We start from the raw sequence: 12543 nt of genomic DNA, 5'->3' as shown, positions 1-12543 counted from the left end.
CATGAAACCGTGCATCTGGTACGTTTCCAAGTATGTGGCATCGCCAGCCAAAGTCGGCGCGGGTGGACGTGGCTATCTGATCATGAGCGAGTTCGCGCGCATGGGATATCAGAGCGTGATCATCACTTCGGATTCGAATCAGCTCACCGAGGTGCCGGTGCTGCGGGCACCCTATTTCTTTCAAGAAATTGACGGTATTCTGCTGTGCTGGGTGTGTACTATGAAGTACACGGTGGCCAAATCGCTGCGGCGCATACTAAGCTGGCTGGATTTTGAATGGCGACTCTGGCGCTTGCCCAAGCAAAGATTTCCCGCGCCAGACGTAATCATTGTCTCCAGCTTGTCACTACTCACGGTCCTCAATGGCTTCCTGCTGCGCCGTCGCTACAAATGTCGTTTGGTGCTCGAGATCCGCGACATCTGGCCCCTGACCATCACCGAGGAGGGCGGCTTCAGCCGCTGGAACCCGATGGTACTGGGGCTGGGCTTCATCGAGAAACTGGGCTACGGCCATGCAGACGCTATCGTGGGAACCATGCCCAACCTCGGCGAGCATGTCGCCAACGTACTAGGACGGCCCAAAACAACCCATTGCATTCCTATGGCTGTCAACGAAGCAGTACTCGGCCCGGGCGAAGCGCTGCCAGCTGACTATGTCGAAAAGTACATCCCCCAGGGCAAATTCATAGTAGCGCACGCTGGCACCATTGGGATCACCAACGCGCTGGACACCATGCTCGACTGCGCCGAAGTACTGAAGGACGACTCCAAGATCCACTTCCTGGTCGTTGGCGAGGGCGACCTGCGTACCCAGTACCAGCTCAAGTACGCCCATCTGACCAATCTCACCTTTGCGCCCCGCGTGCCCAAGCAGATGGTGCAATCTGTGCTCTCGCAGTGCGACCTGCTGTACTTCTCCGTTCATGCGTCTAAGGTCTGGAAGTACGGCCAGTCTCTTAACAAGGTGATCGACTACATGTTGGCCGGCAAACCCGTGGTGGCCTCATACAGCGGCTACCCATCCATGATCAATGAGGCGGACTGTGGCACGTACGTGCCAGCAGGCGACGTACCTGCGCTGTGCCGTGAGGTCCAGCGTTTCGCGGCTATGGATACTGGGCAGCGAGAGGCGATTGGCCGGCGCGGCCGAGAGTGGCTCTTGGCGCATCGCCGCTACAAAACGCTAGCGAAAAATTATCTGGATATTCTGTTTGAGCAAGCTGAAGTAAAGGTGCCAACATGAAACGCATGTTCGACCTGCTGCTGTCTCTGGTCAGCCTGATGGTCCTGGCGCTGCCCCTGCTGGCACTGTATGGACTGGTGCGCACCAAGCTCGGCAGCCCAGTGCTTTTTCGACAGATCCGCCCCGGCTTGCACGGGCGGCCTTTCATATTAGTTAAGTTTCGCACAATGACCGACGAACGCAGCTCGGACGGCTATCTTCTGCCCGACGCCCAGCGCCTGACCGCCTTCGGTCGCTTCCTGCGTGCTAGCAGCCTGGATGAACTGCCTGAGTTGTGGAACGTGCTGCGTGGAGAGATGAGCTTGGTTGGCCCGCGCCCTCTGCTCATGGATTATTTGCCGCTCTACTCCTTGGAGCAGATGCGCCGCCATGAGGTGCGCCCAGGTATCACAGGTTGGGCACAAGTAAACGGGCGCAATGCCTTGAACTGGAACGAGCGGTTCAAGCTAGATGTCTGGTATGTCGATCACCAATCGCTCTGGCTGGACCTGCGTATTCTCTGGCTCACCATAAGCAAGGTCATTGGGCGCGAAGGGATCACCGCCCAGAATGAGGCAACCATGCCCCGGTTCACTGGGGAAAAGCAATGAAGCGACTAGCCTTGCTAGGCGCAAGCGGCCACGGGAAAGTCGTTGCCGATGCAGCGCTAAGCGGGGATTGGGACGCCGTGGAATTTTTCGACGATGACTGGCCCCAGCGCCAATTAAATGGCCCGTGGCCTGTCACGGGCGACTCAACCATGTTGAGGGCCCGGCTCAAAGAATTTCAAGGCGTGATTGTGTCCATTGGCGACTGCACCGTACGCTGGAGCAAGCACCAAGCTCTTTCGGCAGCCGGAGCACCTTTGGCCACTGTCGTACACCCAGAAGCGATAGTGAGCAAGTATGCGGTTCTGGGCATCGGTACTGTAGTCATGGCGGGCGCTATCCTGCAAATCGATACCGTTGTGGGCCAAGCCAGCATCATCAATACCGGCGCTACGGTGGACCACGACTGCTACCTCGGGGATGCTGTGCACATCTGCCCGGGCGCCCATCTGTCAGGTAGTGTCCGGGTCGGGCATGGAAGCTGGGTTGGCGTGGGCGCTGCCGTCAAGCAAGGCATTGCTATCGGGGAGCAGGTCATGGTGGGCGCGGGTGCCGTGGTGGTGAGAGCTGTGCCTGACCGACTTACCGTCGTCGGCAACCCTGCTGCCCACGTGAGCACATGCAAGACACGAACGCAGAGTTGTTGATCTCATGCTGAACACACCTTTTTCCCCTTGGCCCAGCTACACCGACGAAGAAGCACATGCTGTACAGCGGGTGCTGCTGTCCAACAAGGTCAACTACTGGACGGGCAACGAGTGCCGGGAGTTTGAACGTGAGTTCGCTACCTGGTGCGGCACGAGACACGCCATCGCACTGGCCAACGGCACGTTGGCGCTGGACCTGGCGCTCAAAGGCTTGGGTATCGGACCTGGCGACGAGGTGGTGGTCACGCCGCGCACTTTCATCGCGAGCGTATCCTGTGTGGTGAACGCCGGAGCGACACCAGTGTTTGCAGACGTCGAAGCCGACAGCGGCAACCTTTCTGCTCGCACCGTCGCACAGGTGCTGACCGCTCGCACCAAAGCCATCATATGTGTACATTTGGCAGGTTGGCCTTGTGACATGGATCCCATCATGAAGCTTGCAGAACAGCACAGTCTCAAGGTGATTGAGGACTGTGCCCAGGCTCACGGAGCACTCTACAAAGGCTGCAATGTAGGGAGCATCGGCCATGTTGGCGCATGGAGTTTCTGCCAGGACAAGATCATGACCACCGGCGGTGAGGGCGGCATGGTCACGGTGAACGACGAACAATTATGGCGTGACATGTGGGCCTACAAAGACCATGGCAAGAGCTATGCCGCCGCCTATGAACGCCAACACCCTCCGGGATTCCGATGGTTGCATGAGAGCTTCGGAACCAACTGGCGAATGCTGGAAATGCAGGCCACTTTGGGCCGCATCCAATTGAAGCGTCTACCCGAATGGACGCGTCAGCGTAACGCCCATGCCAGGGTACTGGCGCAGGCTTTCAGGGAGTTTGCAGACACACACGGGCCAATCCGGCTCCCCGTGTTTGGCGCCTGCAATACTTGTCGAAGTCCCAACGCGTCTACACCCCCCTCTGGCTGCAACTGCTTGCATGCCCAGTACAAATTCTACGTTTACGTGCAACAACACAATCTGGCGTCTGGTTGGAGTCGGGACCGTGTAGTAGCCGCCATTAACGATGCCGGAGTGCCTTGCTACCAAGGCAGCTGTTCTGAGGTCTACCGGGAAAAAGCCTTCGAGGGCATGGAATTGCGGCCTGTCAAGCCAATGGCCACATCGAGGAGTCTGGGAGAGTCCAGCTTGATGTTCCTTGTTCACCCTACGCTCACTGAAGCGGAGATCACAAAGACCGCAGTCATTGCGACTCAAGTGCTTTCCCAGGCGCGAATCGATAGAAACTAAAATCACAGGTTTTTGGTTCGAATAACGCCTCTGAACGCCTCCATTTGCGGGCGGCTCTCCATGTCTGACACCACCACCACCCTCCCCCCTCAGGACGACAACCAGCTCATCGCCGAGCGCCGCGAAAAGCTCCGCGCTCTGCGCGAAGCCCAGGCCAACGGCGGTAGCGTTGCTTTCCCCAACAACTTCAAGCCCGGCCACAAGGCTGCCCAGTTGCACCTGGAACACAGCGCTGCCACGAACGAGTCCCTGGAAGCCACGCCGGTGAATGTGTCCGTGGCCGGCCGCATGATGCTCAAGCGGGTGATGGGCAAGGCCAGCTTCGCCACGATCCAGGATGGCTCGCTGGGCGAAGTGGGTGGGCGTATACAGCTCTATGTGACCCGTGACGCTGTGGGCGAAGAGCTATATGCGGCCTTCAAGCACTGGGATCTGGGCGACATCGTTGGTGCCGAAGGCTTGCTGATGAAGACCAAGACCGGCGAGCTGTCGGTCAAGGTGACCAGCCTGCGCCTGCTCACCAAGAGCCTGCGCCCGCTGCCCGACAAGTTCCACGGCATGGCCGACCAGGAGCAGAAGTACCGCCAGCGCTATGTGGACCTGATCACCGATGAGCAAGCCCGCAAGCGCTTCGTGGCCCGCAGCAAGGCCGTGAGCGGCCTGCGCGAGTTCATGGTGAGCCACGGCTTCCTCGAAGTCGAAACGCCCATGCTGCACCCCATCCCGGGCGGTGCCAATGCCAAGCCGTTCGTGACGCACCACAACGCGCTGGAGCAGGAGATGTACCTGCGCATCGCGCCCGAGCTGTACCTGAAGCGCCTGATCGTGGGCGGCTTCGAGCGCGTGTTCGAGATCAACCGCAGCTACCGCAACGAAGGTATCTCGGTGCGCCACAACCCCGAGTTCACCATGATGGAGTTCTACGCGGCGTACTGGAACTACCTGGACCTGATGGACTTCACCGAGACGCTGATCCGTGAAGTGGCGCTCAAGTCCACGGGCTCGCTGCAGATGACCTACCAGGGCCGCGCGGTGGACCTGTCCCAGCCGTTTGCCCGCCTGACCATCCGTGAAGCCATCTTCCAGTACACCGAGGCCGGTGCCCATGTGGACGATGCCGCCTGGCTCATCAGCGCATTGAAGAAGCTGGGCATGACCGAAGAGAAAGACAAGCTCTCGACCCGCACGCTGGCCAGCCTGCAGGTGTTGTACTTTGAAGAAACGGTGGAAGACAAGCTGTGGCAGCCCACCTTCATCATGGAGCACCCGACCGAGATCTCGCCGCTGGCCCGTGCGAATGACAGCCGCCCCGAGGTGACCGAGCGCTTTGAGCTGTACATCACCGGCCGCGAGTTCGGCAACGGCTTCAGCGAGCTGAACGACGCCGAAGACCAGGCCGCACGCTTCCATGCCCAGGTGGCCGCCAAAGACAGTGGCGACGACGAAGCAATGTTCTACGACCACGACTTCGTGCGCGCACTGGAGTACGGCATGCCACCCACGGGGGGTTGCGGCATTGGTATTGACCGCCTCATGATGCTGCTGACTGACAGTCCCAGCATTCGCGACGTGATTCTGTTCCCTGCGCTGCGCCGCGAGTCCTGAGGCCTGATTTGCGTCGGAGGGCGGTCTGCGACCGCCCCCTCTACCGGTCACCAGGCACCAAGGAGACATACCGTGCCCTTCAGCTCCAGTAACGCGCTCTACCCTGCCAACGAGCCCCTGCCTTCGGGCAATGCTTTTTCGGTATTGGTGGTCGAAGACCAGGGGTCCGTGCGCGCGGCGCTGGTGGCCGAACTGCGGCGGGCGGGGGTGTCAGACATCTTCGAGGCACCCGAGGGCCCGGTTGCGCTGCATCTGTTCAAGACCCACCGGCCCGATCTGGTGCTGCTGGACATCAAGCTGCCAGGCCAGGATGGCTACTGGGTGGCGCAGCAGATGCGTGAGAGCGAGGCGGGGGACTGGACGCCCATCATCTTCCTGTCGGGCCTGGACAATGAACTGGATGTGTGGCGCGGCATTGAGGTGGGGGGCGACGACTACCTGGTCAAACCCGTCAAGCCCATCGTGCTGATGGCCAAGCTGCGCGCCATGCGGCGGTTGCTGGACATGCGCCGACGGCTGGTGTCGATGTCGGCCGAGTTGCATGTCGCCAACCAGCGGCTCAACGAGATGGTGGAAATCGATGCGCTCACGGGCCTCGTCAACCGCCGCGGGTTTGACCGCATCCTGCACAACGAGATCCTGGCCGCGCGACGCGACGGCACGCCGCTCACGCTGATGCTGTGCGATCTGGACCACTTCAAGCTTTTCAACGACGCCAGCGGCCATGTGCAAGGAGACGCCTGCCTGAAAGAGGTGGGCCGCCTGTTGCGCGAGGTCTGTGTGCGCCCCCGGGACGTGGCCTCGCGCTACGGGGGGGAAGAGTTCGCACTTATCCTGCCCAACACGCCCCGCTCCGGCGCCATGACCTTTGCACGCGCCCTCGGGCAGCTGCTCAAGGTGCGCGCCATTGCACACGCAGACTCCCCACTGGGCGACACACTGACCCTGTCGGGTGGCATCACCACCTGCGTGCCCGACGACAGCACCAACGCCGAGAGCATGATCATGCGGGCCGACCAGGCGCTCTATGCCGCCAAGGCCCAGGGCCGCAACCGCTTCTTCAGTTTTGAAATGCAAATGGACACCGTGGAGCAATTGCGCAATTGAGTTTCTTCCACTTCTTCTCGTTCGACGCGACTGAACGCAACGCCCGTACCGCCGTCTCCCGCATGCAAGTTCTGAAAACCCGACTGCCCGAGTGGATGCAGGACTGGCTTGAGGTCATCATTCCTGGCTCGCAGATCCTGCTGATTCTGTTTGTCGCCTGGCTATTGCAGCGCACACTGAGGCGCCTGGTGCGCCGTGCCAGCGCCCACTACCAGTTGCCCAATGAACTGCTGGTGCCCATCAACGGCCTGATCCGCTGGCTCATCATTGCCAGCGCCGCGCTACTGGTGCTGGAGCGCATGGGGGTGTCGGCCACGGTGCTCTGGACCGCCTTCACCGGTTTTGCCACCGTGGGTGCCGTCGCGTTCTTCGCTGCCTGGAGCGTGCTGTCCAACCTGTTTTGTGCGCTGCTGATCTTCACCGTGCGGCCCTTCAAGATCGGCGACTACATCGAGGTGCTGGACACCGCAGAGAAGCCTGGCGCCAAGGGACGCGTGGTGGACATCAACCTGCTTTACACCACGCTGGAAGACCACGGCGCAGCCACCGGTCACACGGCCTGGCTGCAGATTCCGAATGCGCTGGTGTTCCAGCGCGTGGTACGCAGGTTTCAGGGGGTACCGCCGCCCCCTGCCCCGCCTGCGGCCACTGCGGATGCGGTAGCCAATGCCTCACCGGCCGCACCGACACCTGTGACGCCAGGGCCCTTCAACACGCCCTAGTGGGTAACCGCGCGGCACCGCAAGGGGTGGCGCCGTACCGGACACACCACCACACGCAGGTCAGGGCAACAGGTCCAGCGCCTGCAGGTAGGCAGGCTGGTACATCAGTTCATCCCAGGCTTGCGGCAGGGTTTCGGGCAGCAGCGCCAGGCGGCGGGATTCGCTGTCCACACTGGGCTGCCAGCGCCCCTGGTTGCGGGCGTTGTCGAGGCCCGTGATGAGTTCGTCCACCGCCTTGCCATCGCCCACGCTCTGGTTGCACAGCAGCACCAGGTCGCAACCCGCTTCCAACGCCGCCACGGCGGCATCGGTGTAGCTGACCACCTGGCCGTCCAGGCGGCGGGCCCCTTCCATGCTGAGGTCGTCGCTGAAGATCGCGCCGTCAAAACGCATCTGACGGCGCAGGATGTCTTGCAGCCAACGCTTCGAGAAACCGGCGGGACGGCTGTCCACCTTGGGGTAGATCACATGGGCCGGCATCACACTGGTGAGGGTGCTGCTGAGCCAGGGGTAAGGCGCCGCATCGTCGGCCAGGATGGCCTTGAGGCTGCGCTTGTCTACGGGTACCTCGGTGTGCGAGTCCGCCTTAACAAAGCCGTGGCCAGGGAAGTGTTTGCCGCAGTTGGCCATGCCCGCCTGCAGCAGGCCGTGCATGAGGCTCTTGGCCAGCAGCGCCACCACACGGGGGTCGCGGTGGAAGGACCGGTCTCCAATCACTCCGCTTTCGCCCCAATCCAGGTCGAGCACGGGCGTGAAGCTGAAGTCCACACCGCAGGCGCGCAATTCGGTACCCAGCACATAACCCGCCGCCGTGGCCGCATTGGTGGCGCGCAGGGCGCCGCTGCCGGGCACAGCCTTGGCGCCCTTGCCGTCATCCATCCACATCTCTCCCAGCGCGCGCATGGGCGGCAGGTGGGTGAAACCATCGGTGCGAAAGCGCTGCACGCGGCCGCCTTCGTGGTCCACACAGATCAGCAGGTCGTCGCGCACGGCCTTGATGCTGCTGGTGAGCTGCAGCAGCTGTGCGCGGTTTTCCCAGTTGCGGGCAAACAGGATGACACCACCCGTGAGTGGGTGCGCCAGGCGGCGGCGGTCATCGGCACTGAGGGTGGTGCCAGCGACGTCGAGGATCAGGGGTGCATGTTCAGTCATGGGACGTTTCAAGGGTCAATTGCTACTCAATTGATAGCTATCAGCACATATGAATCATGCGCTTCAAGGTAATTTGGTTTGGATTTTTTCTACCACACAGAAGCTGGCGGCGTAGTCGGTTTCGTCGGTCACGCTCAGGTGCGCCTGCAGCCCTTGGGCCTCAAACCATTCCTTGAGCGCGCCGTGCAGCACGATGACAGGCTGGCCGCTGCGTAGCTTGGCGACCTCGCAGTGGCGCCAGGTCATGGGCATGCGCATGCCCAGACCGATCGCCTTGCTGAAAGCCTCCTTGGCCGAGAACCGGGTGGCCAGGTAGCGCAAACCCCGGTCGGGCCAGCGCGCGCTGCGTTCACGCCAGGTGACCAGTTCGCCCTCGGCCAGCACCTTTTCAGCAAAGCGGTCGCCGTGGCGCGCCAGGCTGGCCGCGATGCGGCGCACGTCGCAGATGTCGGTGCCGATGCCGTAGATCATGAAATTTCAATCAAAATGGCTAGAAGCGGTAGTGAAACATGCCTCTGCAGCTATCAAATCAGGAGTTTCCTGCGCCCACAAAGCCCTGGGCAATGCAATCCAGGTACGCCTGCACGGTTGCGGCGTAGCCCAGCTCCAGCGCATCAGCAATCAGCGCATGGCCAATAGAGACCTCCAGGACGCCCGGCACTTCGCGCACAAAAGCCGCAAGGTTGTCCCGGTTGAGGTCATGGCCAGCGTTAACACCCAATCCGACGTCCAGCGCAGCCTGGGCGGCTGCGGCATAGCGTTTGAGCTCGGCCGCCTGCTGCGCCGAGCCCCAGGCGGCGGCATAGGGCTCGGTGTACAGCTCCACCCGGTCGGCTCCCACGGCCTTGGCCGCAGCCATTTGCTCGGGGACCGGGTCCATGAAGAGGCTCACGCGCACACCCAGGGCCTTGCATTCGGCCACCAGGGGCGCCAGGCGCTCGGCATCTTGCGGAAAGCTCCAGCCGTGGTCGCTGGTGAACTGGTCCTCGCTGTCGGGCACAAAAGTCGCCTGCTGGGGGCGCACCTGGCGAATGAAGTCCATCAGGTTCTGCGACGGGTTGCCCTCGATGTTGTATTCGCGGTCGGGCCATGCCTTCATCAGTGTTGCCAGCTCATGCACGTCCTGGCCGCGGATGTGCCGTTCGTCGGGCCGGGGGTGCACCGTGATGCCCTGCGCACCCGCTTGCAGGCACAACTTGGCCGCGCGGGTGACGCTGGGAATGCCCAGGTGTCGCGTGTTGCGCACCAAGGCCACCTTGTTGACGTTGACGGACAAGGCGGTGCGCTGGGGAGAGTGAGAGGATGGATTCATAGGGCCTGCAAATCAATCATGAGCTGGCGGGTGCGCAGCGTCGGGCTGCCGCAATGGTATTGCAGCAGGGCACGCAGCTGCGGCTTGAGTTCGGTCGCCACGGGGGCACATGCGCGCAAGGTGGCGGTGTAGCTGGCCACGTCATCCAGGCCATGCTGCAGGGCCCGCCACTGGCTGCCCAGCAGGCCTGCGCGGTCCGCTGCCGACGCGGCGCGCAAGCCGCCTTCGGGTACCAGGGTGTAGCGGGTGCCCGGCTCCAGGGGGGCGAAGGTCATGGTCTGCACGCCCAGTCCCGGCAAGAGACCGATCTCGCGCAGGAGCAGCAGCTCAAAACTGCGCAGCACCGCCTCGAGCGCATCGCCATGCTCACTGGCCAGCACGCGCACCACTCCTGAATAGGCATCAAACAACGCCGGGTGCGGGTCTGCCCTCGCCAGCAGGCGCAGCAGCAGTTCATTGAGGTACATGCCCGACAGCAAGGCATCTCCCGTGGGCATCACATGCCCCCCCACCCATTCGGCGCCCTTAAGCGTGTGGATGTCGGCATGGCCATCGCCCGTGAGCGTGTAGGTCACCAGCAAGGGCTGCAGCGGCAGCAGCACCGGGCGGAAGTTGGAGCTGGGCTTCTTGGCCCCTTTGGCCACGAGTGCGGTCCGCCCTTGCTGGCGGCAGAAGACCTCCAGGATCAGGCTGGATTCGCTCCAGTCGTAGCTGTGCAGCACGAACGCAGGTTCATCAGAAATGCGCTTGGCTACGGCCACGGTACTGCGGGGATGAATGGTACGGAGGGATCGCCCGTAACGTCTGCTGAGGGGTGTGCGCGCAGGAAGACGGGGAAGTCAGCTTTCGGGGTTATTCGTAGCCGAAGGAGCGGACCCGGGCTTCGTCATCGGCCCAGCCGGAGCGGACCTTGACCCACAGCTCCAGGAACACCTTGGCGTCCATGAGCTTTTCCAGCTCCTGGCGGGCCTCGGTGCCAATGCGCTTCAGGCGCTCGCCCTTGTCGCCAATGACCATCATCTTGTGGTTGTCACGCTCCACCACGATGGTGGCGGCAATCTTGACCAGGCGTTTGTGCTGCTTGCTCTTTTCCTCATCGAACTTGTCGATGACCACGGTCGAGGTGTAGGGCAGTTCGTCGCCCGTGAAGCGAAACAGCTTCTCGCGCACGGTTTCAGAGGCCAGGAACTTCTCGCTGCGGTCGGTCAGTTCATCCTCGCCATACCACCAGGCCTGCTCGGGCAGGAATTTGGCGCAGATGCCAAACAAACGCTCGATGTCGCCCTTGTTCTTGGCCGACATGGGCACGAACTCGGCAAACGGATGGCGCTCCTGCATGCTCTTGAGCCAGGGGGCCAGCTCGGCACGGCGGTGCACCATGTCCAGCTTGTTGGCCACCAGCAGCGTGGGAATGCCCGGCTTGAACAGCGAAAGCACCTTGGCATCCGCCAGCGTGAAGTTGCCGGCTTCCACCACAAAAAGGATCAGGTCCACGTCGCCAATCGCGCCCATCACCGTCTTGTTCAGCGACTTGTTGAGTGCGGTGGCGTGCCGGGTCTGGAAACCAGGGGTGTCCACAAAAATGAACTGCGTCTGGTCCAGGGTGCGAATGCCCGTGATGCGGTGGCGCGTGGTCTGCGCCTTGCGCGAGGTGATGCTGATCTTTTGCCCCACCAGCGCATTGAGCAAGGTGGACTTGCCCACGTTGGGCTTGCCAACAATGGCGATCACACCACAGCGTTGGCCGGGCACAGCCGCCGGAGCCCCCGCAGCAGCCAGCATGGCTTCCAGATCGTTTTGCACCGGGGCGCTTTCAGCACCCTGGTCAGCAGCTACATCTTTGGTAGCGTCATTCATAAATTCTTTGCTTTCAATGTGGCCAGCATGGCCGCGGCGGCGGCTTGCTCGCCTGCCCTGCGGGAACCGCCGATGCCACGCTCGGTCAGGCCCAGTTCGGGAATATCGCACTCGACGTCAAAGGTCTGGCGGTGGGCCGCACCCACCGTCGCGACCACCTTGTACTGCGGCAGCCTCATTTTGCGGCCCTGGAGCCACTCCTGCAACGCGGTTTTGGCGTCCTTGGATGCTGCCTGCATCTGCGGGTTGATCTCCACGCCCTGGAAAAGACGGTGCACCAGCGCTTCTGCGCTGGTGTAGCCAGCATCCAGATACACCGCCCCAATCAGGGCCTCCAACGCGTCCGCCAGGATGGAGGGGCGCTGCTGCCCCCCTGATTTCGCCTCACCCTCTCCGAGGCGCAGTACCTCTGAGACTTTGAGTCGCACCGCCAACTGGTGCAACGTGTCCTGCTTGACCAGATTGGCCCGCACCCGCGACAAGTCCCCCTCGGGCAACGCAGACAAACGCTGGTACAGCAGGCTGGCCACCGCCAGGTTCAAAACGGAGTCGCCCAGAAATTCAAGCCGCTCGTTATGGTCCGCAGAGAAACTGCGGTGTGTGGTGGCACGCTGGAGCAGCGAAGGATCGGTAAACACATGCTGCAGGCGATCCTGCAGAGCTAAAAGACCGGGCTGCACCTAGTTGGTCTGCGCTTCAAGACGGTAGACCAGATAAGCCGGCCCCGCCAGGGGAATTTCACGCGAGTATTTAAAAGACACGACGACCTTGTCGCCGCGTTTTGTAACCTCCAGATCGGCACCTCGGATGGACCGAATGTCATCAATGGTGGCGGCGCGATCAAAGGCTGCGCGAATTCCTGGAACAGTGGTTTCGAGCTTAGCCTTCTCAATGGCCTTCTTCGCAGACGCATACTCCAGAAAAATCGGCACCGACTGTCCGCCAATGGCAAAAGCCGCCACAGCGATCAGCCCCACAAAAATCAGTCCGAAAAACGACAGCCCGCGTTGGCTTGAGCGGCTTGCAGTGCGATATGTCTTCATCAATGACCCCCTCAATGTT

The 12543-nt window shown here is 61.8% G+C and carries 14 protein-coding genes; 7 read left to right on the top strand and 7 right to left on the bottom strand.

Going from position 1 to position 12543, the window contains the following annotated elements; all coding sequences use genetic code 11:
- Position 1 precedes the first annotated feature (1 nt).
- The 7 genes from N4G42_RS07895 (at position 2) to N4G42_RS07865 (ending at position 7160) form a co-directional block, all read left to right on the top strand.
- Complete coding sequence (locus N4G42_RS07895; protein WP_260666788.1) at positions 2 to 1243, top strand: glycosyltransferase family 4 protein; 1242 nt, start codon at positions 2 to 4, stop codon at positions 1241 to 1243.
- Positions 1240 to 1833 carry a sugar transferase gene (locus N4G42_RS07890; RefSeq protein WP_260666787.1) on the top strand — a complete coding sequence of 198 codons (594 nt, stop codon included), beginning with the start codon at positions 1240 to 1242 and terminating at the stop codon, positions 1831 to 1833. Before N4G42_RS07895 ends, N4G42_RS07890 begins: the two co-directional genes overlap by 4 nt.
- Positions 1830 to 2477, top strand: a complete 648-nt coding sequence (locus N4G42_RS07885; RefSeq protein WP_260666786.1) for an acetyltransferase — start codon at positions 1830 to 1832, stop codon at positions 2475 to 2477. Before N4G42_RS07890 ends, N4G42_RS07885 begins: the two co-directional genes overlap by 4 nt.
- Positions 2478 to 2481: 4 nt before the next feature.
- Positions 2482 to 3726, top strand: coding sequence for a DegT/DnrJ/EryC1/StrS family aminotransferase (locus tag N4G42_RS07880; protein ID WP_260666785.1), 1245 nt, complete (start codon positions 2482 to 2484; stop codon positions 3724 to 3726).
- Positions 3727 to 3786: 60 nt separating this feature from the next.
- On the top strand, positions 3787 to 5331 hold the full coding sequence (gene lysS / locus N4G42_RS07875) for a lysine--tRNA ligase (protein ID WP_260666784.1): 1545 nt from the start codon (positions 3787 to 3789) through the stop codon (positions 5329 to 5331).
- 72 nt (positions 5332 to 5403) lie between these two features.
- Positions 5404 to 6438, top strand: coding sequence for a diguanylate cyclase domain-containing protein (locus tag N4G42_RS07870; protein ID WP_260666783.1), 1035 nt, complete (start codon positions 5404 to 5406; stop codon positions 6436 to 6438).
- A gap of 62 nt (positions 6439 to 6500) precedes the next feature.
- The gene (locus tag N4G42_RS07865; protein WP_260666782.1) at positions 6501 to 7160 is read left to right on the top strand and encodes a mechanosensitive ion channel family protein; all 660 of its coding nucleotides are present in this window, start codon (positions 6501 to 6503) and stop codon (positions 7158 to 7160) included.
- A 60-nt stretch (positions 7161 to 7220) separates the two neighbouring features.
- Here N4G42_RS07865 and nagZ read toward each other — a convergent pair whose 3' ends face one another.
- From nagZ to N4G42_RS07830, 7 genes are all read right to left on the bottom strand, one after another.
- Positions 7221 to 8312, bottom strand: coding sequence for a beta-N-acetylhexosaminidase (gene nagZ / locus N4G42_RS07860; protein WP_260666781.1), 1092 nt, complete (start codon positions 8310 to 8312; stop codon positions 7221 to 7223).
- 63 nt (positions 8313 to 8375) lie between these two features.
- Entirely contained in the window at positions 8376 to 8783 is a 408-nt protein-coding gene (acpS, locus tag N4G42_RS07855; RefSeq protein ID WP_260666780.1) for a holo-ACP synthase, read from the bottom strand.
- Between the two features lie 58 nt (positions 8784 to 8841).
- On the bottom strand, positions 8842 to 9624 hold the full coding sequence (locus N4G42_RS07850; RefSeq protein WP_260666779.1) for a pyridoxine 5'-phosphate synthase: 783 nt from the start codon (positions 9622 to 9624) through the stop codon (positions 8842 to 8844).
- Positions 9621 to 10385: a DNA repair protein RecO gene (gene recO / locus N4G42_RS07845; protein ID WP_260666778.1), complete on the bottom strand. Its 765-nt coding sequence runs from the start codon at positions 10383 to 10385 to the stop codon at positions 9621 to 9623. The genes N4G42_RS07850 and recO overlap by 4 nt, the downstream gene beginning before the upstream one ends.
- A 91-nt stretch (positions 10386 to 10476) precedes the next feature.
- Positions 10477 to 11481 (bottom strand): GTPase Era, encoded by a 1005-nt coding sequence (gene era / locus N4G42_RS07840; protein WP_260666777.1) that lies wholly within the window; start codon positions 11479 to 11481, stop codon positions 10477 to 10479.
- On the bottom strand, positions 11478 to 12161 hold the full coding sequence (rnc, locus tag N4G42_RS07835) for a ribonuclease III (RefSeq protein ID WP_116749307.1): 684 nt from the start codon (positions 12159 to 12161) through the stop codon (positions 11478 to 11480). Before rnc ends, era begins: the two co-directional genes overlap by 4 nt.
- Positions 12162 to 12524, bottom strand: a complete 363-nt coding sequence (locus N4G42_RS07830) for a DUF4845 domain-containing protein (protein WP_260666776.1) — start codon at positions 12522 to 12524, stop codon at positions 12162 to 12164.
- Positions 12525 to 12543 lie beyond the last annotated feature (19 nt).

Origin of the sequence: Acidovorax sp. K2F (assembly GCF_025246485.1) — a bacterium.
Taxonomy (GTDB): Bacteria; Pseudomonadota; Gammaproteobacteria; order Burkholderiales; family Burkholderiaceae_C; genus Acidovorax; species Acidovorax delafieldii.
This window is presented reverse-complemented; position numbering and strand designations above follow the sequence as displayed.